The sequence below is a fragment of the Bradyrhizobium altum genome, from assembly GCF_020889705.1.
GTDB lineage: Bacteria > Pseudomonadota > Alphaproteobacteria > Rhizobiales > Xanthobacteraceae > Bradyrhizobium > Bradyrhizobium altum.
The window spans coordinates 1-20,612 of sequence record NZ_JACMYP010000165.1 but is presented as its reverse complement, the minus strand read 5'-3'; the positions used below and the strand labels follow the sequence as shown (position 1 = coordinate 20,612).

At 64.1% G+C, this 20,612-nt stretch carries 16 protein-coding genes and 1 pseudogene; 12 read left to right on the top strand and 5 right to left on the bottom strand.

Annotated features, from left to right (window positions below; genetic code table 11):
* Positions 1-313: pseudogene (locus tag H8B02_RS31375) on the bottom strand (ATP-binding cassette domain-containing protein); the annotation flags it as partial.
* A gap of 306 nt (positions 314-619) precedes the next feature.
* On the opposite strand from H8B02_RS31375, the gene acnA reads away from it, so the two are divergent.
* The 3 genes from acnA to H8B02_RS31360 all read left to right on the top strand — a co-directional run bounded on the left by acnA (position 620) and on the right by H8B02_RS31360 (position 5,172).
* Positions 620-3,340: an aconitate hydratase AcnA gene (gene acnA / locus H8B02_RS31370; protein ID WP_229169767.1), complete on the top strand. Its 2,721-nt coding sequence runs from the start codon at positions 620-622 to the stop codon at positions 3,338-3,340.
* Positions 3,341-3,501: 161 nt separating this feature from the next.
* Positions 3,502-4,263, top strand: a complete 762-nt coding sequence (locus H8B02_RS31365; RefSeq protein WP_092121555.1) for a DUF1223 domain-containing protein — start codon at positions 3,502-3,504, stop codon at positions 4,261-4,263.
* Between the two features lie 537 nt (positions 4,264-4,800).
* Positions 4,801-5,172 carry a DUF2794 domain-containing protein gene (locus H8B02_RS31360; protein WP_229169766.1) on the top strand — a complete coding sequence of 124 codons (372 nt, stop codon included), beginning with the start codon at positions 4,801-4,803 and terminating at the stop codon, positions 5,170-5,172.
* A gap of 127 nt (positions 5,173-5,299) precedes the next feature.
* Here the strand turns inward: H8B02_RS31360 and H8B02_RS31355 are convergent, their stop codons facing one another.
* From H8B02_RS31355 to H8B02_RS31340, 4 genes are all read right to left on the bottom strand, one after another.
* Entirely contained in the window at positions 5,300-5,845 is a 546-nt protein-coding gene (locus H8B02_RS31355) for a GNAT family N-acetyltransferase (RefSeq protein WP_229169765.1), read from the bottom strand.
* A 99-nt stretch (positions 5,846-5,944) separates the two neighbouring features.
* Complete coding sequence (locus tag H8B02_RS31350; RefSeq protein WP_029081319.1) at positions 5,945-6,736, bottom strand: Bax inhibitor-1/YccA family protein; 792 nt, start codon at positions 6,734-6,736, stop codon at positions 5,945-5,947.
* Between the two features lie 234 nt (positions 6,737-6,970).
* A complete protein-coding gene (locus H8B02_RS31345) occupies positions 6,971-9,541 on the bottom strand; it encodes an ABC transporter permease (RefSeq protein ID WP_229169764.1) in 2,571 nt (856 codons plus the stop codon).
* Positions 9,538-10,257, bottom strand: a complete 720-nt coding sequence (locus H8B02_RS31340; protein WP_212318910.1) for an ABC transporter ATP-binding protein — start codon at positions 10,255-10,257, stop codon at positions 9,538-9,540. Before H8B02_RS31340 ends, H8B02_RS31345 begins: the two co-directional genes overlap by 4 nt.
* Before the next feature lie 55 nt (positions 10,258-10,312).
* Between H8B02_RS31340 and H8B02_RS31335 the strand changes: the two genes are divergently transcribed.
* The 9 genes from H8B02_RS31335 to H8B02_RS31295 all read left to right on the top strand — a co-directional run.
* The gene (locus H8B02_RS31335; RefSeq protein ID WP_229169769.1) at positions 10,313-10,972 is read left to right on the top strand and encodes an arylesterase; all 660 of its coding nucleotides are present in this window, start codon (positions 10,313-10,315) and stop codon (positions 10,970-10,972) included.
* Positions 10,973-11,138: 166 nt separating this feature from the next.
* Positions 11,139-11,675, top strand: coding sequence for an RNA 2',3'-cyclic phosphodiesterase (gene thpR, locus H8B02_RS31330; RefSeq protein WP_092121595.1), 537 nt, complete (start codon positions 11,139-11,141; stop codon positions 11,673-11,675).
* A gap of 141 nt (positions 11,676-11,816) precedes the next feature.
* Positions 11,817-13,004, top strand: a complete 1,188-nt coding sequence (gene zapE / locus H8B02_RS31325; protein ID WP_229169763.1) for a cell division protein ZapE — start codon at positions 11,817-11,819, stop codon at positions 13,002-13,004.
* Between the two features lie 236 nt (positions 13,005-13,240).
* Positions 13,241-14,209: a malate dehydrogenase gene (gene mdh, locus H8B02_RS31320; protein ID WP_229169762.1), complete on the top strand. Its 969-nt coding sequence runs from the start codon at positions 13,241-13,243 to the stop codon at positions 14,207-14,209.
* A 160-nt stretch (positions 14,210-14,369) separates the two neighbouring features.
* Positions 14,370-15,566, top strand: coding sequence for an ADP-forming succinate--CoA ligase subunit beta (sucC, locus tag H8B02_RS31315; RefSeq protein ID WP_173639635.1), 1,197 nt, complete (start codon positions 14,370-14,372; stop codon positions 15,564-15,566).
* A gap of 2 nt (positions 15,567-15,568) precedes the next feature.
* A complete protein-coding gene (locus tag H8B02_RS31310; RefSeq protein ID WP_229169761.1) occupies positions 15,569-16,045 on the top strand; it encodes a DUF1579 family protein in 477 nt (158 codons plus the stop codon).
* A gap of 37 nt (positions 16,046-16,082) precedes the next feature.
* Complete coding sequence (sucD, locus tag H8B02_RS31305; protein WP_092121610.1) at positions 16,083-16,964, top strand: succinate--CoA ligase subunit alpha; 882 nt, start codon at positions 16,083-16,085, stop codon at positions 16,962-16,964.
* A gap of 256 nt (positions 16,965-17,220) precedes the next feature.
* Entirely contained in the window at positions 17,221-20,181 is a 2,961-nt protein-coding gene (locus H8B02_RS31300) for a 2-oxoglutarate dehydrogenase E1 component (RefSeq protein WP_229169760.1), read from the top strand.
* A gap of 188 nt (positions 20,182-20,369) precedes the next feature.
* Positions 20,370-20,612: biotin/lipoyl-containing protein (locus H8B02_RS31295; protein WP_283842264.1), on the top strand; the 243-nt coding region annotated here is incomplete at its 3' end.

Below are 20,612 nucleotides of genomic sequence, written 5' to 3'. Positions count from 1 at the left end.
GGTAGGCGGCCGGCAGATGCGCGGCGTGGTCGAGCGCCACGGCGGCAAGGCAGCGGCCGGCGTCCACGGTCTCGCCGCCGAGGAATTCCCGCCAGAAGGAAAGATTTTCCGCGACGCTCAGCGCCGGCTTCAGGGCGTCGCGATGGCCGAGGTAGTGGGCCTGCTCAGGCAGGCTGAGCTCGGCGTCGCCGCCTTCGAGCGTGATCGACCCCTCGGCGGGAACCAGGAGCCCGGCGAGGACGCGCAGCAGCGAGGTCTTGCCCGCGCCATTGGGTCCCGTGACGGCAAGCGCCTCGCCGGCCGTAGCCGACAGATCGAGGCTGGAAAACACCTCGCGTCCGCCGCGCACGCATTTCAGATTTCGTCCCGAGAGCCGCATGGTTCGTCTTGTCACAGCCCTCTGAAATCTTTCGCTACCGCGTGAGAATATTTGGGTCGCGCAACGCTGTCGCACGCTTGTCGGTGTGGCGGTGCTTCTAGAAAGGTTCTATAAGCCCGGAACTTGATGCAGCACACACAATCGGCGGCCGCAAGCCATCCAGGCCATCCCCTCGGCCCGTGTCGGTCGCCGGTGTTTAGTTACCCTTGCCGGGTATAACTGAAAATTGGGATTCCTCGCATGACCTCGCTCGACAGCTTCAAATGCCGCAAGACCATGAAGGTCGGCGGCAAGTCCTACGTCTATTACAGCCTGCCCCAGGCAGAGAAGAACGGACTGAAGGGTATTTCGAAGCTGCCGTATTCGATGAAGGTTCTGCTCGAGAACCTGTTGCGCAACGAGGACGGCCGCACAGTCAAGAAGGAAGACATCGTTGCGGTGTCGAAGTGGCTGAAGAAGCGCCAGCTCGAGCACGAAATCGCGTTCCGCCCGGCGCGCGTTCTGATGCAGGATTTCACCGGCGTTCCGGCCGTGGTCGATCTCGCGGCGATGCGCAATGCGATGCAGAACCTCGGCGGCGATGCCGAGAAGATCAACCCGCTGGTGCCGGTCGATCTCGTCATCGACCACTCGGTGATCGTCAACTTCTTCGGTGACAACAAGGCGTTCGCGAAGAACGTCACCGAGGAATACAAGCAGAACCAGGAACGCTACGAGTTCCTGAAGTGGGGCCAGAAGGCGTTCTCGAACTTCTCGGTGGTGCCGCCCGGCACCGGCATCTGCCACCAGGTCAATCTCGAATATCTCGCGCAGACGGTGTGGACCAAGAAGGAGAAGATGACGGTCGGCAAGAAGACCGGCACCTTCGAGGTCGCCTATCCCGACTCGCTCGTCGGCACCGACTCGCACACCACCATGGTCAACGGCCTCGCCGTGCTCGGCTGGGGCGTCGGCGGCATCGAGGCGGAAGCCTGCATGCTCGGCCAGCCGCTGTCGATGCTGCTGCCTGAGGTGGTCGGCTTCAAGCTCAAGGGCCAGCTCAAGGAAGGCGTCACCGCGACCGACCTGGTGCTGACCGTCACTCAGATGCTGCGCAAGCTCGGCGTGGTCGGCAAGTTCGTCGAGTTCTTCGGCCCCGGCCTCGATTTCCTTTCGGTCGCGGACAAGGCGACCATCGGCAACATGGCGCCCGAATACGGCGCGACCTGCGGCTTCTTCCCGGTCGATGCCGCGACCATCGATTACCTCAAGACGTCGGGCCGCAAGGCCGATCGCGTCAAGCTGGTGCAGGCCTATGCCAAGGCGCAGGGCCTGTTCCGTACCGCCAAGTCGGCCGATCCGGTTTTCACCACCACGCTGACGCTCGACCTCGCCGACGTCGTGCCGTCGATGGCCGGACCGAAGCGCCCCGAAGGCCGCATCGCGCTGCCGGCGGTGTCGACCGGCTTCGCGACCGCGCTGGTCGGCGAATACAAGAAGCCCGAGGGTGAGACGAAGCGCTTCGCGGTCGAAGGCCGCAATTTCGATCTCGGCCATGGCGACGTTGTGATCGCGGCGATCACCTCCTGCACCAACACCTCGAACCCGAGCGTGCTGATCGGCGCCGGCCTCTTGGCGCGCAAGGCGGCCGCCAAGGGTCTGAAGGCCAAGCCGTGGGTGAAGACCTCGCTCGCGCCGGGCAGCCAGGTGGTGGCGGAATATCTCGCCAATTCCGGCCTGCAGGCCGATCTCGACAAGGTCGGCTTCAACCTGGTCGGTTTCGGCTGCACGACCTGCATCGGCAATTCCGGTCCGCTGCCGGAAGACATCTCGAAGTCGATCAACGACAACGGCATCGTTGCCGCCGCCGTGCTGTCGGGCAACCGCAACTTCGAAGGCCGCGTCTCGCCCGACGTGCAGGCGAACTATCTCGCCTCGCCGCCGCTGGTGGTCGCCCATGCGCTCGCCGGTACCGTGACCAAGGATCTCGCGGTCGAGCCGATCGGCATCGGCAAGGACGGCAAGCCGGTGTTCCTGAAGGACATCTGGCCGACCACCAAGGAGATCAACACCTTCATGAAGAAGTACGTCACCGCGACGATCTTCAAGAAGAAGTACGCTGACGTGTTCAAGGGCGATACCAACTGGCGCAAGATCAAGACCACGGAAAGCGAGACCTATCGCTGGAACATGAGCTCGACCTATGTGCAGAACCCGCCCTACTTCGAAGGCATGAAGAAGCAGCCGGACCCGGTCATCGACGTGGTCGACGCGCGGATCCTCGCGATGTTCGGCGACAAGATCACCACCGACCACATCTCGCCGGCCGGTTCGATCAAGCTGACTTCGCCCGCCGGCAAGTTCCTCAGCGAGCACCAGGTGCGCCCCGCCGACTTCAACCAGTACGGCACGCGGCGCGGCAACCATGAAGTCATGATGCGCGGCACCTTCGCCAACATCCGCATCAAGAACTTCATGCTGAAGGGCGCCGACGGCAATATTCCGGAAGGCGGTCTGACCAAGCACTGGCCCGACGGCGCGCAGATGTCGATCTACGACGCTGCGATGAAGTACCAGCAGGAGAACGTGCCGCTGGTGGTGTTCGCCGGCGCCGAATACGGCAACGGCTCGTCTCGCGACTGGGCCGCGAAGGGCACCCGCCTGCTCGGCGTGCGCGCGGTGATCTGCCAGAGCTTCGAGCGCATCCATCGCTCCAACCTGGTCGGCATGGGTGTGCTTCCGCTCACCTTCCAGGACGGTACGTCGTGGTCCTCGCTTGGCCTCAAGGGCGACGAGAAGGTCACAATCCGCGGGCTGCAGGGCGATTTGAAGCCGCGCCAGACGCTGACGGCCGAAATCGTCTCCGCCGACGGTGGCAACCGGGACGTCCCGCTGCTCTGCCGCATCGATACGCTGGACGAGCTCGACTACTATCGCAACGGCGGCATCCTGCATTACGTGCTGCGCAAACTCGCGGCCTAGCGCGGATTTGTGATCGGTGCCTCACTGCTTAGTGAGTAGCGGCTAAAATGAAGGCGGCCTATGACAGGGCCGCTTTCTCGCGTTTTGGGGCACGCAAGTTCAGGGACAAACTTCATGCTCCGTACAATTACGGATAGAAATCATCACGACTGGTTCGCAGTATGACAGCGATGATGGCCTATAATTCTATCTCGCGATGGTCCAGCGCCCTCGGTTTCTGCGCGATCGTCGCAATCATCCGCCCCGCTCACGCCGACCCGCGTGCTGTCGTCGAACTCTTCACCTCGCAGGGATGCTCGTCCTGTCCGCCCGCGGACAAGATCATCGGTGATCTCGCGAAGGACCCCAACGTCATCGCGCTGAGCATGCCGATCGACTATTGGGACTATCTCGGCTGGAAGGACACGCTGGCCGATTCCCGTTTCAGCGCGCGCCAGAAAGCCTATTCGCACATGCGCGGCGACCGCGACGTCTACACGCCGCAGGCCGTGATCAACGGCTCCGCCCATGTGATCGGCAGCGACCGCGCCAGCATCGAGGATGCTATCAAGGACACCGAGAAGAGCGGCAGCGTGATGTCGGTGCCGGTGACGATGACGTTGACCGGCAAGCAGATCAACGTTTCGGTGGCTGCATCCAAGTCGCCCGCGGTGTCGCGCGGCGAAGTCTGGATCTGCTCGATATCGAAGTCGGTGCCGATCTCGATCGCGCGCGGCGAGAACCGCGGCCGCGAGATCACCTACCACAACGTGGTGCGCAATCTCCTGAAGGTCGGTGACTGGAACGGCTCGTCCGGGAGCTGGACCGTGCCGCTGGAGAACATCACGCGCGATGGCGTCGATGCCGCGGCCGTCTACGTCCAGGACGGCAATCGCGACAAGCCGGGCCCGATGCTGGGCGCCGCATTCACCTCGCTTCACTAGCGCGCTGCTGCGCTAGCTTCCGTCAATTGTGTCGTTAGGCCGCGCGGATATTGCCGCGCAGCTTGGACGCGGTTGCGAGCGTGCATCCAGAAATGTGCTGAAACGAGAGCGACGAGCGCGGGGCGATCGCGCGGAGTCGAGCAGGGCCCCAAAAACAAAAAGGACCAACTTTCGTTGGCCCAGTGTTGGGATTTGATTCCCCTGCGAACAGGCCCGATCCCGACGGCCCCGGGGGGCTGGGGGCTGAGGAATCCGGAACCGAAAGGACCGGGCCAACGCAGGATTATCTTTTCGCAGGGCAGCGGGGCGGGCGATGGGCGGAAGTGGGGCAGCAATATGATTCCTCTAACGTTCCCGTGACTCTTCGGTTTTCCGGAGAATCCGTCGCGCCTGGCCGTGGGTAAGGGCTGGTTGCATTGCGAGTGGCCCCTTGCAGGCTTCGTCGCTTAGCGCAATCATGTCACTCTCGTGACGATCCCGAAGTGGGGGCACCGGCCTTCGGAACCCGATCGTCACCGGGATGACAGGAGGCGCTCGATGAGTTTGATCTCGGAGGATAGTGATCCGAGTGGGAATCGTGCCGCGGCGCGTCCCGCCGCCGCGACCCCTCAGCCCAACCGCGTGACATTCAATCGACTTGAGCTCAACCGCATTCTCAATCTCTACGGCCGCATGGTCGCCGATGGCGAGTGGCGCGATTATGCGATCGACTTCCTGAAGGACCGTGCCGTGTTCTCGGTGTTCCGGCGCGCATCCGAAATGCCGATCTACCGGATCGAGAAGGATCCCCGGCTGGCGCGCAAGCAGGGCATGTACAGCGTGATTTCGGCGACCGGCCTGATTCTGCGCCGCGGCCACGAACTCGAACGGGTGCTGTTCGTGATCGATCGCAAGCTGTCGCTGGTGTAGCAGGGCAACTCGGCGCTTCGTAGCCCGGATGAGCGAAGCGACATCCGGGTGCGATCTCGCCGCGCGAACGCGCCTTCCCCGGATATCGCTTCGCTCATCCGGGCTACAGATCGGATATCCAACCCATTTAGTCCGCCGTCGCCGTCGCCGCGCCCTCGCCGAGCGCGCGCTGCATCATCACGGTATCGAGCCAGCGGCCGAATTTCACGCCGACACTCGGGTGCGTCCCGATCATCTGAAATCCGCAGCGGCGGTGCAGCCCGATCGAGCCGGCATTGGCCGAATCCCCGATCACCGCGATCATCTGCCGGAAGCCGCGCGCGTCGCATTCGGCGATCAGGCGCTCCATCAGCCGGAGGCCAATGCCGCGGCGATGGACCGCAGGGTCCAGATAGACCGAGTTCTCGACGGTGAAGCGATAGGCCGGCCGCGGCCGGTAGGGGCCGGCATAGGCATAGCCCGCGACGCGGCCGTCGAGCACGGCGACGAAATAGGGGAAGCCGCAATCGATCAGCGCCCTGTAGCGGCGGGTCATCTCGGCAAGGTCGGGCGGGATCAGCTCGAAGGTCGCAGTGCCGAAGCGCACCGCGTGCTCGTAGATCGCCGTGATCGAGGGCAGGTCCGCCTCGGCGGTCGGCCTGATTTCCGGATTGGACCCCGTGGGATGGGACATGAGCGCGACAGTATTTTTGCCACGCGCAAAAGAAAAGCCCCGGCCGAATGGCCAGGGCTTGGATTGCAAGACTTGGATCGATCGGTTGGCTCGAGGCGCTTAGTCGCGCTGGCCGAGCAGTTGCAGGAGCAGCGTGAACAGGTTGATGAAGTTCAGGTAGAGCGACAGCGCACCAGTGATTGCCGCACGCTCTGCCATCACGCCACCCTGCGAGGCGTAGCCGTAGATGTAGTCGTTCTTCAGCCGCTGGGTATCCCAGGCGGTGAGGCCCGCGAACACCAGCACGCCGACGACCGAGACGATGAACTGCAGCGCCGAACTCGCCAGGAACAGGTTGACCAGGCTCGCGATGATGATGCCGATCAAGCCCATGAACAGGAACGAACCCATGCCGCTCATGTCACGCTTGGTGGTGTAGCCGTAGAGGCTCAGCGCACCGAACGTCGCCGCGGTGATGAAGAACACGCGCACGATCGAGGTGTGCGTGTACACCAGGAAGATCGACGACAGCGACAGGCCCATCAGCGCCGAGAACACCCAGAACAGCAGCTGGGCAGTCGCAGGCTGCAGGCGGTTGATGCCGGCCGAGATGACGAACACCATCGCCAGAGGGGCGAGGATGAACAGCCACTTCAGCGGGCTCACGAACATCGCGTAGCCGAACTGCGTCAGATAGGCGTTGCCAAACTTGGCAACGGCGGCGGACTGGTCGCTGGTCACCGCACCCATGTAGACACCGAGCGCGGCCAAGCCGGTGATGGCCAGGCCGATGCTCATGTAGTTGTAGATGCGCAGCATGTAGGCGCGCAGACCGGCGTCGACGGCCGCAGCGTCAATGCGCCCGGCGGCCCGGCCGAAAGGAGAAGCGTAGTTGCGGTCTAGGTCCGACATGGTCGAATTCCCGTGGTTGGTCCCGGTGGAGCGCAAGGGATTTGCGGCGCCGGTTCTAAATCTATCTCAGATGGCTCGGTTTGCGGAACATTAATTGCGTGTCATTCAAACCGACTATCCGACCCGAGTGGTATGTGGGAAATTAACACATCCGACGCAAGCTTCCACGCGCGGCCGAATGTCGCTCTAGCCTAGCATTTATAGGCAAAACGGCGCTGCCGCCGCTACAAATTGTCACAAATTCCGCAACACCGAGGCCGGCTTCTGGTTCAGCGCGAGCAGCGTTCCGGCCAGCCCCAATCCGACCGTGACGACCAGTGCGGCGACCACGACCAGCGCGGCGCTGCCGGCCTGCCAGATGAAACTTAGCGTCATCAGCCGCGTCACGATCAGCCAGGCCGCGACCGAACCGGCGATCACCCCGAAGATTGCGGTTGCAAAGCCGATCATCAGATACTCCAGCGCGTAGGCGCCGAGCAATCGAACCCGCGTGGCGCCGAGCGTCTTGAGGATCACGGCGTCATAGACGCGGTGGCGGTGCCCGGCGGCGAGCGCGCCGCCCAGCACCAGGATCGCGGAGATCAGCGTCACGGCGCTGGCGCCGCGGATCGCCAGCACCAGATTGCTGACGACGGTGCCGACCGTCTCCAGCGCCTCGCGGACGCGGACGCTGGTCACCATCGGGAACGCGTCGGCGACCTGCTTGATGATGCGCGCATCGTCGGTGGTGCCGGCATGGGGTTCCGTCAGGGTCGCGACGTGGCTATGCGGGGCGCCCTTGAAGGCATTCGGCGAGAACACCAGCACGAAGTTGATGCCGAGGCCCTGCCAGTCGATGTTGCGCAGATTGGCGATCTTGGCCGGAACATCACGGCCGAGCACGTTGACCACGATCTCGTCGCCGATCTTCAAGGACAGGCCGTCGGCGATCTTCTTCTCCATCGAGACCAGCGGAGGTCCGCTGTAGTCCGGTCCCCACCATTCGCCCTCGACGATTTTCGAGCCCTTGGGAACTTCGCCGGTGTAGGTCAGGCCGCGGTCGCTTTGCAGCACCCATTCCGAATCGACGGACGGCTTGAGCTGGTCGGCTTTGACGCCGCGCGCGGCGACGATACGGCCGCGCAACATCGGCACGTCCTCGACGGTCGAGCCGGCCGCGATCTGCGCCAGGAAGGCGGCAAAGCGGTCGGCTTCGGTGGAGGGGATGTCGATGAAAAAGAACGACGGCGCCCGTTCCGGCAATGCGGCCAGGAATTGCCGGCGCAGATTGCCGTCGATCTGGGTGATGGTGACGAGCACCGCCAGGCCAAGGCCCAGCGACAGCACGACCGACGGCGTCAGCGCGCCCGGCCGGTGGATGTTGGCGATTGCCAGCCGCAGCATGGTCATGCGGCTGCGCGGCAGCCGGCGCGCCACCGCCATCAGGATTTCGGCGATTCCGCGCAGTAGCAGGAATACCGCAATCGACGAGGCGACGAACACCGAAGCCACCCGCTTGTCGTAGGCGAGCCCGATCGCAACGGCGATCAGGAGCGCGACCACCGCCGCCATCAGCGCCAGATAGCTCCAGCGCGGGCGATGCCACTCGCTGGCGACGGTCTCGCGGAACAGCGCGGCGACCGGCACGTCATGGACCCGGCCGAGCGGCCACAGCCCGAACGCCAGCGCGGTGAGCTGGCCGTAGAGGAAGGAGAGCGCGAGCTCGTCTGGATGCAGCGCCGGCACCACCGGGAGCGGCAGCACCTTGCCGAACAGGCCGACGATGACGAAAGGCAGTGCGGCGCCGAGCACGAGGCCGATCACCGAACCGATCCCGGCCAGCACCACCACCTGCGTGCAGTAGATCGTGAAGACGTCGCGGCCGGTGGCGCCGAGCGCCTTGAACGAGGCGATGACGTCGCGGCGCCGGTCGATATGGCTCTTCACCGCGTTGGCGACGCCGACGCCGCCGACCAGCAGTGCGGCGAGGCCGACCAGGGTCAGGAACTGGGTGAAGCGGTTGATGGTGCGTTCAAGCTGCGGCGAGGCGTTGTTGCGGCTGCGGACTTCCCAGCCGGCCTCCGGCGCGGCAGCCCGTGCGCCGTCGATCAACGCGGTGGTGGCGCGATCGTCGTTGGCGCCGTCGGGCAGCTTCACCCGGTAGATCCAGCGCACCAGGCTGCCCGGTTGCAGCAGGTCGGTGGCGCGCAGGCTCGCCTCGCTGATCAGGAAGCGCGGCCCGAGGCCGACGCCGCCGGCAAGCTTGTCGGGCTCGGCCGCCACCACGCTGCGGATCTGATAGGTCGCGCTGCCGATGCTGACGCGGTCGCCGAGCTTCAGGTCGAGCCGCGCCAAGAGCGTTGAATCGGCGGCCGCGCCATAGACGCCATCGCGTTCGGCGAGCAGATCGGCTGTCGGCATGTTCGGCTCGAGCGTCAGCTCGCCGAGCATCGGATACTTGCCGTCGACCGCCTTGAGCTCGACCAGCGCCAGCTTGCCGTCGCCGCTGCGGGCCATCGCGCGCAGCGTGGCTGCCACCGAAACCTCGCCGCGGGTGCGCAGATACGCGACCTCGTCGGGCTTGGCTTCGCGCGAGATCAACGAGAATGCGACGTCGCCGCCGAGCAGCGTGCGGCCCTCGCGCGACAGGCCGTCGCCGAGGCTCGCGGCGACCGAGCCGACGCCGGCAATCGCCATCACGCCGAGCGCGATGCAGGCGATGAACACGTAGAATCCGCGCAGGCCGCCGCGCAGTTCGCGCAGCGCGTAACGGAAGGCAAGCGACGACGCGCGGCCCTGCACCGCGACTTCGGACGCGATGCTCATGTCGTGGATTGTCCGTCGATGCGGCCGGAGCGCAGCCGCACCACACGATCGCAGCGCTGCGCGAGCGAGAGGTCGTGCGTCACCAGCACCAGCGTCATGCCGCGCTCGGTGTGCTTGGTGAAGAGCAGGTCGATGATCTGCTTTCCCGTCGTCTCGTCGAGATTTCCGGTCGGCTCGTCCGCAACCAGGATCGCGGGATCGGGCGCCAGCGCACGCGCGATCGCGACGCGCTGCTGCTCGCCGCCGGAAAGCTGCGTCGGATAGTGATGCAGCCGTTCGCCGAGCCCGACCGATTGCAGCTCCTGCGCGGCGCGCGCGGCGGCATCGGGATTGCCGGCGAGTTCGAGCGGCACGGCGACGTTCTCCAGCGCCGTCATGGTCGGGATCAGATGGAACGACTGGAACACGATGCCGACCTGACGGCCGCGGAAGCGCGCCAGCGCATCTTCATCGAGGGCATTGAACGACGTGCCGTTGACGACCACTTCTCCGCTGTCAGGACGTTCAAGCCCCGCCATCACCATCAGCAAGGTCGACTTGCCCGAACCCGATGGGCCGATCAGGCCGATGGCCTCACCCGCTGCCACACGAAGGCTGATATCTTTGAGGATATGGACTCGTGCCGCGCCGGTGCCGAGCGAGAGATTGACGTTCCTGACGGCAATGGTGTCCGGCTCGACGTCGGTCAGTGAAGAGGATTCGATGAGACTGTCCATGGTTCGGTCATATGGCACTTCCGCTGCTGCGGTCGAGAGCCGGTTGAGAATCTTCGTGCACATACTCGTGTTGCTTATGGGCTTGATGACGGCGGCAAGTGCGCAGACGCCAGGGGTGGAAAAAGGCCCGGCGCAAGGTTCGGCGAAACCGATCAAGATGGTGGTTCTGGGCGATTCCCTGAGCGCCGGTTACGGCCTTCCGGCCGCGGCGGCATTTCCGGTCCGGCTACAAAAAGCCTTGGAAACCAAGGGGATAAAGGTCAGTATGACCAATGCCGGGGTATCCGGTGATACCGCCTCAGGGGGCCGTGAGCGGCTCGACTGGTCGGTGGCTGACGGAACTGACGCCGTGATCGTCGAGCTCGGCGCCAACGATGCGTTGCGCGGCATCGATCCCGCGGTCACGCGTACCGCGCTCTCCGAGATCATCACAAAGTTGCAGGCGCGCAAGATCGCCGTGCTCTTGTGCGGCATGCTCGCGCCACCGAACTATGGCAGTGAGTATGCAGCGAAGTTCAACGCGATCTATCCGGATCTCTCGAAGTCCCTTGGCGTGCCGCTCTATCCGTTCTTCCTCGATGGCGTGGCTGCCGATGCCAAGCTCAATCAGGCCGACGGCATGCACCCGACGGCGGAAGGTGTGGACATCGTCGTCAAGAATATGCTGCCCACGGTGGAGGCATTTCTCGGCGCATTATCAGGGCAACGCAGTTGAAATGCAGGCAGCGCGCCGAGTTGTGCCCGTAGGTTTACGAGCTGTTAACGGGTCATGCTTCGCAGAGTCACATATCTCGGGTACAAATAGGCATCGGTGATTCGTCGCCGGGCTTGTTACAGGGGCGGGCTCCCAAAACCCGCGCCAAGCATCGAGGATTAATGCGATGCCGCGTCTCTTCACTGGACTGGAAATTCCGGCCGAGATCGGCCAGACACTTTCCAATTTGCGTGGCGGCCTTCCCGGCGCACGCTGGATCGATCCCGAAAATTATCATGTCACGCTGCGCTTCATCGGCGATATCGATGGCCTCTGGGCCAACGAGATCGCAACGATGCTGTTTCGGGTGAACCGAAAACCGTTCGAAGTCAAACTGCAGGGCCTGTCGAGCTTCGGTGGACGCAAGCCGCGCGCGGTGGTTGCCGCCGTCGAGCCCAGTCGGCCGCTGATCGAACTGCAGGCCGAGCTCGAGCGGATGATGCAGCGGATGGGGCTCGATCCCGAGGGCAGGAAATTCACGCCCCATGTCACGCTGGCGCGTCTGCATGACGCATCGAGCCAGGACGTCGCGGATTATCTGTCGGTGCGCGGCTACTTCCCGAGCCGCAGCTTCATGGCGGACCGCTTCGTGCTGTTCTCGTCGCGCGCGTCGACAGGCGGCGGCCCCTACGTGGTCGAGGATTCCTACGCGCTTTGCGCGTGAGGTTTCTTAGGATCGCGGCTTGAGGTGTCAGGCAGCGGCCGGTGCGGTCGGCCGTGGTATGCAAGGGCTTGCGCTTGCATACCCCATTGGCACAATTCACGGCTTGCAATTTTCCGCGCACTAGGGCCGTAAGGTGGGCCCATGCTGTCCACCTCGCCGAGTTCCTTTCTCGAACACTACAACGACCTGGTCGCCTCCGGCGCGATCGAGGCCGATCCTGCGCAGGCGCAAGCCGCCGAGGCGTTCGGCGCGCTGGAGGAGCGGCTCGCGAGCTACAAGCCGCAGCGCAAGCAGAGTCTGCTCGGACGGCTGTTCGGCGGCGACAAGGACGACAAGCCGCCGCGCGGGCTCTACATCCATGGCGAGGTCGGCCGCGGCAAGACCATGCTGATGGACCTGTTCTTCCAGCAGAGCCCGGTCGAGCACAAGCGCCGCGCGCATTTCCACGAATTCATGGCCGAGGCGCATGAGCGCATCTACGGCTACCGCCAGCAGATCGCGCGCGGCGAGATCGCAGACGGCGACGTGATCGCGCTCACCGCGCAGGCGATCTTCGACGAAGCCTGGCTGCTCTGCTTCGACGAATTCCACGTCACCGACATCGCGGATGCGATGATCCTCGGGCGGCTGTTCGCCAAGCTGTTCGATCTCGGCACCGTCGTGGTCGCGACCTCGAACGTCGCGCCTGACGATCTCTACAAGGGCGGTCTCAATCGCGCACTGTTCCTGCCGTTCATCGCGCAGATTTCCGACCACATGGATGTACTGCGGCTCGATGCACGCACCGACTTCCGGCTCGAGAAGCTCGTCGGCGTGAAGATGTGGCTGGTGCCCGCGGATGACGCGGCTCGCGATGTGCTCAATGCGGCGTGGCGCAAGATGACCGGCAACGCGCCGTGCAAGGCGCGCCTTATCGAGATCAAAAAGCGTTTGCTGACTGTGCCGTGCTCGTCGCATGGCGTCGCCCGCTTCAGCTTCGCCGATCTCTGCGAGAAGCCGCTTGCCGCGTCCGATTACCTCAGGCTGGCGCACGACTACCACACGATCCTGATCGACCATATTCCGGTGATGGATTACGCCGAGCGCAACGCCGCCAAGCGCTTCATCTCGCTGATCGACACGCTCTATGACAATGCGGTGAAGCTGATGGCCTCGGCCGAGGCCGATCCGGTGTCGCTGTACCTTGCGACCGACGGCATCGAGGCGATGGAGTTCAAGCGCACGTCCTCGCGCCTGATCGAGATGAGCTCGGAATCCTATTTGGCGCTGCCGCACGGCCGCAAGGACTCCTGGGCCAGCGGCTCGTCGACCGGCCTGGTCGAGACCTGAAAATCAGCCTTGAAATTTCGGCCTCGAAATTCGGTCTCGAAATTCGGTCTTGCGCGCGGTCCGGTTCGGAGCAACTTTTCGTGTCTCCGGGACGGATGTTGCTGGCATGCCTGATCGAATTCCAGGCAAGGCTTCCAATCGGGCAGGCCGCGACTTGAATGGATCATTCGAAAGGGATAACCACCCTTGCAACCGACTTCCCTCCCTCCTGCACCAGTTCAAAGGACTGATTTCCCATGGCACGCGACAAGATTGCACTGATTGGCTCCGGACAGATCGGCGGAACGCTGGCGCACCTCGTTGGCCTCAAGGAACTCGGAGACGTCGTGCTGTTCGATATCGCCGAGGGCGTGCCGCAGGGCAAAGCGCTCGACATCGCGCAGTCGTCGCCGGTCGACGGCTTCGACTCCAATCTGGTCGGCGCCAACTCCTATGAAGCGCTCGACGGCGCCAAGGTCTGCATCGTCACCGCGGGCGTGCCGCGCAAGCCCGGCATGAGCCGCGACGATCTGCTGTCGATCAACCTCAAGGTCATGGAGCAGGTCGGCGCCGGCATCAAGAAGTACGCGCCCGACGCCTTCGTCATCTGCATCACCAACCCGCTGGATGCGATGGTCTGGGCGCTGCAGAAGGCCTCGGGCCTGCCGCACAAGAAGGTGGTCGGCATGGCCGGCGTGCTCGACTCCGCGCGCTTCCGCTATTTCCTGGCCGACGAATTCAACGTCTCGGTCGAAGACGTCACCGCCTTCGTGCTCGGCGGCCACGGCGACACCATGGTGCCGCTGACCCGCTACTCGACCGTCGCCGGCATTCCGCTGCCCGACCTCGTCAAGATGGGCTGGACCTCGCAGGCGCGCATCGACGAGATCGTCGACCGCACCCGCAATGGCGGCGCCGAGATCGTCAACCTACTCAAGACCGGCTCGGCCTTCTACGCGCCGGCGGCGTCCGCGATCCAGATGGCCGAGAGCTATCTGAGGGACAAGAAGCGCGTGCTGCCCTGCGCCGCCTATCTCAACGGCGAGTACGGCGTGAAGGACATGTATGTCGGCGTGCCGACCGTGATCGGCTCCAAGGGTGTCGAGCGCATCGTCGAGATCGCGCTCGCCGGCAAGGACCGTGAAGCCTTCGACAAGTCGGTCGGCGCGGTGCAGGGCCTGGTCGACGCCTGCAAGAAGATCGCGCCCGATCTGCTTGGCAAGTAATCTCAATCGACGATGACCCGATAGGCGATTTCAATCGCCTGTCGGGTACAAGGTGATGAAATTCCGGCGGATTTTGTAGTTGCGCGAGCTTTGGTATATGGTATACCAGCATCAAGGCTGACTTGAAGTTCGCCGCACGAGGGTTTGGGAGCGTCTTTCCATGAATATCCACGAATACCAGGCCAAGGCTCTGCTGCACGAATTCGGCGTGCCGATCTCGCGCGGCGTGCCGGTGCTGAAGCCGGAAGATGCCGATGCGGCGGCCAAGCAGCTCCCCGGCCCGATCTGGGTGGTGAAGAGCCAGATCCATGCCGGCGGTCGCGGCAAGGGCAAGTTCAAGGAGGCATCCGCCGGCGACAAGGGCGGTGTCCGCATCGCCAAGTCGGTTGCCGAGGTCGACGAATTCGCCAAGCAGATGCTCGGCGCGACGCTGGTCACGGTGCAGACCGGCCCGCACGGCAAGCAGGTCAACCGCCTCTACATCGAGGAAGGCTCCGACATCGACAAGGAGTTCTATCTCTCGATCCTGGTCAATCGCGAGACCTCCGAGATCTCGTTCGTGGTGTCGACCGAAGGCGGCGTCAACATCGAGGACGTCGCGCATTCGACCCCGGAAAAGATCGTCTCGTTCTCGGTCGATCCCGCCACCGGCATCATGCCTCACCACGGCCGCACGGTCGCCGAGGCGCTGAAGCTGAAGGGCGATCTCGCCAAGCAGGCCGAGAAGCTGACCGGTCAGCTCTATGCAGCTTTCGCCGCCAAGGACATGGCGATGCTCGAGATCAATCCGCTCGTCGTCACCAAGCAGGGCCAGCTTCGCGTGCTCGATGCCAAGGTGTCGTTCGACAGCAACGCGCTCTACCGTCACCCGGACGTGGTCGCGCTGCGCGACGAGTCCGAGGAGGACGCCAAGGAGATCGAGGCGTCGAAATATGACCTCAACTATGTCGCGCTCGACGGCACGATCGGCTGCATGGTCAACGGCGCCGGCCTCGCCATGGCGACGATGGACATCATCAAGCTCTACGGCATGGAGCCGGCGAACTTCCTCGACGTCGGCGGCGGCGCCAGCGTCGAGAAGGTTGCGGCTGCGTTCAAGATCATCACCGCCGATCCGAACGTGAAGGGCATCCTAGTCAACATCTTCGGCGGCATCATGAAGTGCGACGTAATTGCCGAGGGCGTGGTCGCCGCGGTGAAGCAGGTCGGCCTCAAGGTGCCGCTCGTGGTGCGCCTCGAAGGCACCAATGTCGAGCAGGGCAAGAAGATTATCCGCGACAGTGGCCTCAACGTCGTGCCCGCCGACAATCTCGATGACGCCGCACAGAAGATCGTGAAAGCCGTCAAGGGAGGCTGACGATGGCCGATCATCTCGACGCTCCGACCCCGCTGGACGAACACCGCAAGCTCGCGGTTTTCGCGGGCGAGTGGAACGGCGACGAGATGGTCTATCCGTCGCGCTGGACCGCAGGCGGTCCGGCCTCCTCGCATGTCGTTGCGCGCATCGCGCTCAACGGTTTCTACCTGATCCAGGACTGCGTGCAGACCCGCGACGGCAAGGAGAGCTTCGCCACCCACGGCGTCTTCACCTACGACCGCGAGGATCGGGCCTACCGATTGTTCTGGCACGATTCACTCGGCTACTACCCGCCGTCGCCGGCGTCCGGCGGCTGGGCGGGCAAGTCGCTGATCCTGGTACGCGGCTCGCTGCGCGGCAATGCCCGTCACGTCTACGAGGTCGTCGACGACAACACCTACAACATGAAGATCCAATTCTCGCCTGACGCGGAAGGGTGGGCCGACGTGCTCACCGGCGTGTACCGGCGTATCCACTAAACCCTTCACCGACCGTCTCGCGAAAGCATCTCGAACCATGTCCATTCTGATCGACAAGAACACCAAGGTCATCTGCCAGGGCTTCACCGGCAAGAACGGCACGTTCCATTCGGAAGCGGCGATCGCTTACGGCACCAAGATGGTCGGCGGCGTGGCGCCGGGCAAAGGCGGCTCGACCCATCTCAACCTGCCGGTGTTCGACACCGTCGCCGACGCGCGTGCGAAGACCGGCGCCGACGCCAGCGTGGTCTATGTCCCGCCGCCAGGCGCGGCGGACGCGATCTGCGAGGCGATCGATGCGGAGATCCCCCTGATCGTCTGCATCACCGAGGGCATTCCGGTGCTCGACATGGTGCGCGTCAAGCGCTCGCTGTCGGGCTCGAAGTCGCGGCTGATCGGGCCGAACTGCCCCGGCGTGATGACCGCCGGCGAGTGCAAGATCGGCATCATGCCGGCCAACATCTTCAAGCCCGGATCGGTCGGCATCGTCTCCCGCTCCGGCACCCTGACCTATGAAGCGGTGTTCCAGACCACCCAGGAGGGCCTCGGCCAGACCACTGCGGTCGGCATCGGCGGCGATCCGGTCAAGGGCACCGAGTTCATCGACGTGCTGGAGATGTTCCTGGCCGACGAGAAGACCAAGTCGATCGTCATGATCGGCGAAATCGGCGGCTCCGCCGAGGAAGACGCCGCCCAGTTCCTCAAGGACGAGGCCAAGCGCGGCCGCAAGAAGCCGATGGTCGGCTTCATCGCCGGTGTCACCGCACCTCCCGGCCGCCGCATGGGTCATGCCGGCGCGATCATCTCCGGCGGCAAGGGCGACGCCGGTTCCAAGACCGCGGCGATGGAGGCCGCTGGCATCAAGGTGTCGCCGTCCCCGGCGCGGCTCGGGCACACGCTCGCGGAGATGCTGAAGTAACCTCCGTCAGGCCAAGTTCCCTTCGAGCTTTGGCACGGTTTTGGGCGGGTTCTCATTGGAGAACCCGCCCTTTTGTTGCGTTTTGCGGCCAGAACGCTGATCAATAAAATATGAAAATAAGTTCATTTCTTGGTTCTTTTAGGCAGGAATATCTGTCCTAGATAGGGTAAAGGGTATCAATCCAGCCGGCGCACTTCCAGACCGGCACCAGCGCCGTCTCCTACGCGCGAACCGAAAAAATCACCAGGACTGCCCCATGTCTCGCCAAGACGCGAATGCTGCTTTTGCCCTCTCATCATTCCTGCAAGGCACCAACGCCACCTACATCGACGATCTCTATGCCCGCTACGAGCAGGACCCATCGTCGGTCGACGCAGAATGGCAGGATTTCTTCAAGAGCCTGAAGGACGCCCCGGCCGACGTCCAGAAGAACGCCGAGGGTGCCTCGTGGGGCCGCGCCAACTGGCCGGTGACGCCGCGTGACGAGCTGACCTCGGCGCTCGACGGCAACTGGGCCCAGGTCGAGAAAGCGGTCGGCACCAAGCTCGCCGCCAAGGCACAGGCCAAGGGCGCCGAGCTGTCCGACGCCGACGTGCATCAGGCCACCCGCGATTCGGTTCGCGCGCTGATGCTGATCCGCGCCTATCGCATGCGCGGGCATTTCCACGCCAAGCTCGATCCGCTCGGCATCGAGGCGCCGCGCGACCGCGAGGAGCTCGATCCGCGCTCCTACGGCTTCACCGAGGCCGACTTCGACCGCAAGATCTTCCTCGACCACGTGCTCGGCCTCGAATACGGCACGCTGCGCGAGATCGTCCAGATCTGCGAGCGCACCTACTGCCAGACGCTCGGCGTCGAGTTCATGCACATCTCCAATGCCGCGCAGAAGGCGTGGATCCAGGAGCGCATCGAAGGCCCGGACAAGGAGATCAGCTTTACGCCCGAGGGACGCCGCGCGATCCTCAACAAGCTGATCGAGGCCGACGGCTTCGAGAAGTTCTGCGACACCAAGTTCACCGGCACCAAGCGCTTCGGCCTCGACGGCGGCGAATCGCTGATCCCGGCGCTCGAACAGATCATCAAGCGCGGCGGCAATCTCGGCGTGAAGGAGATCGTGTTCGGCATGCCGCATCGCGGCCGCCTCAACGTGCTGACCCAGGTGATGGGCAAGCCGCACCGCGCGCTGTTCCATGAATTCAAGGGTGGTTCGGCCAATCCGGACTCGGTCGAAGGCTCCGGCGACGTCAAGTATCACCTCGGCGCGTCATCGGACCGCGAGTTCGACGGCAACAACATCCATCTGTCGCTGACCGCAAATCCGTCGCATCTCGAGATCGTCGATCCGGTCGTGATGGGCAAAGTGCGCGCCAAGCAGGATCAGCACGGCGATCCGCCGGACATGCGTATCTCGGTCCTGCCGCTCCTGATGCACGGCGACGCGGCGTTCGCGGGCCAGGGCGTGGTGGCGGAATGCTTCAGCCTGTCCGACCTGAAGGGCTACCGCACCGGCGGCTCGCTGCACTTCATCGTCAACAACCAGATCGGCTTCACCACCTATCCGCGCTACTCGCGCTCGTCGCCCTATCCGTCCGACGTCGCGAAGATGATCGATGCGCCGATCTTCCACGTCAATGGCGACGATCCGGAGGCCGTGGTGTTCGCGGCCAAGGTCGCGATCGAGTTCCGGCAGAAATTCCACAAGCCGGTCGTCATCGACATGTTCTGCTACCGGCGTCACGGCCACAACGAGGGCGACGAGCCGGCGTTCACCCAGCCGGTGATGTACAAGAAGATCGCCTCGCACCCGTCGACGCTGGAGATCTACGCCAAGCGGCTGGTTGCCGACGGCGTGTTGACCGAGGGCGAGGTCGAGAAGGCCAAGGCCGATTGGCGCGCCCGGCTCGATGCCGAGCTCGATGCCGGCTCGGGCTACAAGCCGAACAAGGCCGACTGGCTCGACGGCAAATGGGCCGGCTTCAAGTCGGCCGATCAGGAAGAAGACGCCCGCCGCGGCGTCACCGGTGTCGATGTTGCCGTGCTCAAGGAGATCGGCCGCAAGATCACCAAGGTGCCGGACGGCTTCCGCGCCCACCGCACCATTCAGCGCTTCCTCGACAATCGCGCCAAGGCGATCGACACCGGCGTCGGCATCGACTGGGCGACCGGCGAGGCGCTGGCGTTCTGCACGCTGCTGCAGGAGGGCCATCATGTGCGCCTGTCCGGCCAGGATTCCGAGCGCGGCACCTTCTCGCAGCGCCATTCGGTCCTGATCGACCAGGAGGACGAGAGCCGCTACACGCCGTTCAACCATCTCGGCGGCGAAGATACCGGCCATTACGAGGTCATCAACTCGCTGCTGTCGGAAGAGGCGGTGCTCGGCTTCGAGTACGGCTACTCGCTGGCCGAGCCGAATGCGCTGGCGCTCTGGGAAGCCCAGTTCGGCGACTTCGCCAATGGTGCGCAGGTGGTGTTCGACCAGTTCATCTCCTCGGGCGAACGCAAATGGCTGCGCATGTCGGGCCTCGTCTGCCTGCTGCCGCATGGCTATGAGGGGCAGGGACCGGAGCACTCCTCCGCACGCCTCGAGCGTTATTTGCAGATGTGCGCCGAGGACAACATGCAGGTGGTCAATCCGACCACGCCGGCAAACTACTTCCACGTGCTGCGGCGCCAGCTGCATCGCGAAATCCGCAAGCCGCTGATCCTGATGACGCCGAAGTCGCTACTGCGTCACAAGCGTGCCGTGTCGCGGCTCGACGAGCTCGGCAAGAACGCCACCTTCCATCGCATCCTGTACGATGACGCGCAGATGCTGCCGGACGAGAAGATCAAGCTGGTGCCGGACGACAAGATCCGTCGCGTCGTGCTGTGCTCCGGCAAGGTCTACTACGACCTGTACGAGGAGCGCGAGAAGCGCGGCGTCGACGACATCTATCTGATGCGCATCGAGCAGCTCTATCCGGTGCCGCTGAAGGCGCTGGTGCAGGAGCTCGGCCGCTTCAAGGGTGCCGAGGTGGTCTGGTGCCAGGAAGAGCCCCGCAACATGGGCTCCTGGCACTTCATCGAGCCCTATCTGGAATGGGTGCTCAACCAGACCAACGCCGCCAACAAGCGTCCGCGCTATGCCGGCCGTCCGGCATCGGCGGCGACTGCCACCGGTCTGATGTCGAAACATCTGGCGCAGCTCAAGGCGCTGCTCGACGACGCACTGAACTAACGACCTTCACTGAAGCCATGCCCCGCCTTGTGCGCAATTGCGCACTGGAGCGGGGCATCCGGTATCCCGCGTCATCCAGCCTCACCGCTGTCGTCACGGAGTACCGGGTCGTTCGCTTTTGGCGGACGGTGGCGGACAAGGTTTGCGACTGCCAAATTTGCGACCGCAAGGTTATCGGGGAAAAGATCATGACTGAAATTCGCGTTCCGACGCTCGGTGAATCCGTAACTGAGGCCACGATCGGCCGCTGGTTCAAGAAGGCCGGTGAGGCCGTCGCGGTGGACGAGCCGTTGGTGGAGCTGGAGACCGACAAGGTCACCATCGAGGTGCCCGCGCCGGTCGCCGGCACGCTGGGCGAGATCATCGCCAAGGATGGCGAGACCGTCGCCGTCGGCGCGCTGCTCGGCCAGATCAATGACGGCGCTGCCCCG

Coding starts and splice junctions, on each gene's coding strand:
- acnA (WP_229169767.1), top strand. CDS start 620: ATGACCTCGCTCGACAGCTTCAAATGCCGCAAGACCATGAAGGTCGGC.
- H8B02_RS31365 (WP_092121555.1), top strand. CDS start 3,502: ATGACAGCGATGATGGCCTATAATTCTATCTCGCGATGGTCCAGCGCC.
- H8B02_RS31360 (WP_229169766.1), top strand. CDS start 4,801: ATGAGTTTGATCTCGGAGGATAGTGATCCGAGTGGGAATCGTGCCGCG.
- H8B02_RS31355 (WP_229169765.1), bottom strand. CDS start 5,845: ATGTCCCATCCCACGGGGTCCAATCCGGAAATCAGGCCGACCGCCGAG.
- H8B02_RS31350 (WP_029081319.1), bottom strand. CDS start 6,736: ATGTCGGACCTAGACCGCAACTACGCTTCTCCTTTCGGCCGGGCCGCC.
- H8B02_RS31345 (WP_229169764.1), bottom strand. CDS start 9,541: ATGAGCATCGCGTCCGAAGTCGCGGTGCAGGGCCGCGCGTCGTCGCTT.
- H8B02_RS31340 (WP_212318910.1), bottom strand. CDS start 10,257: ATGGACAGTCTCATCGAATCCTCTTCACTGACCGACGTCGAGCCGGAC.
- thpR (WP_092121595.1), top strand. CDS start 11,139: ATGCCGCGTCTCTTCACTGGACTGGAAATTCCGGCCGAGATCGGCCAG.
- zapE (WP_229169763.1), top strand. CDS start 11,817: ATGCTGTCCACCTCGCCGAGTTCCTTTCTCGAACACTACAACGACCTG.
- mdh (WP_229169762.1), top strand. CDS start 13,241: ATGGCACGCGACAAGATTGCACTGATTGGCTCCGGACAGATCGGCGGA.
- sucC (WP_173639635.1), top strand. CDS start 14,370: ATGAATATCCACGAATACCAGGCCAAGGCTCTGCTGCACGAATTCGGC.
- H8B02_RS31310 (WP_229169761.1), top strand. CDS start 15,569: ATGGCCGATCATCTCGACGCTCCGACCCCGCTGGACGAACACCGCAAG.
- sucD (WP_092121610.1), top strand. CDS start 16,083: ATGTCCATTCTGATCGACAAGAACACCAAGGTCATCTGCCAGGGCTTC.
- H8B02_RS31300 (WP_229169760.1), top strand. CDS start 17,221: ATGTCTCGCCAAGACGCGAATGCTGCTTTTGCCCTCTCATCATTCCTG.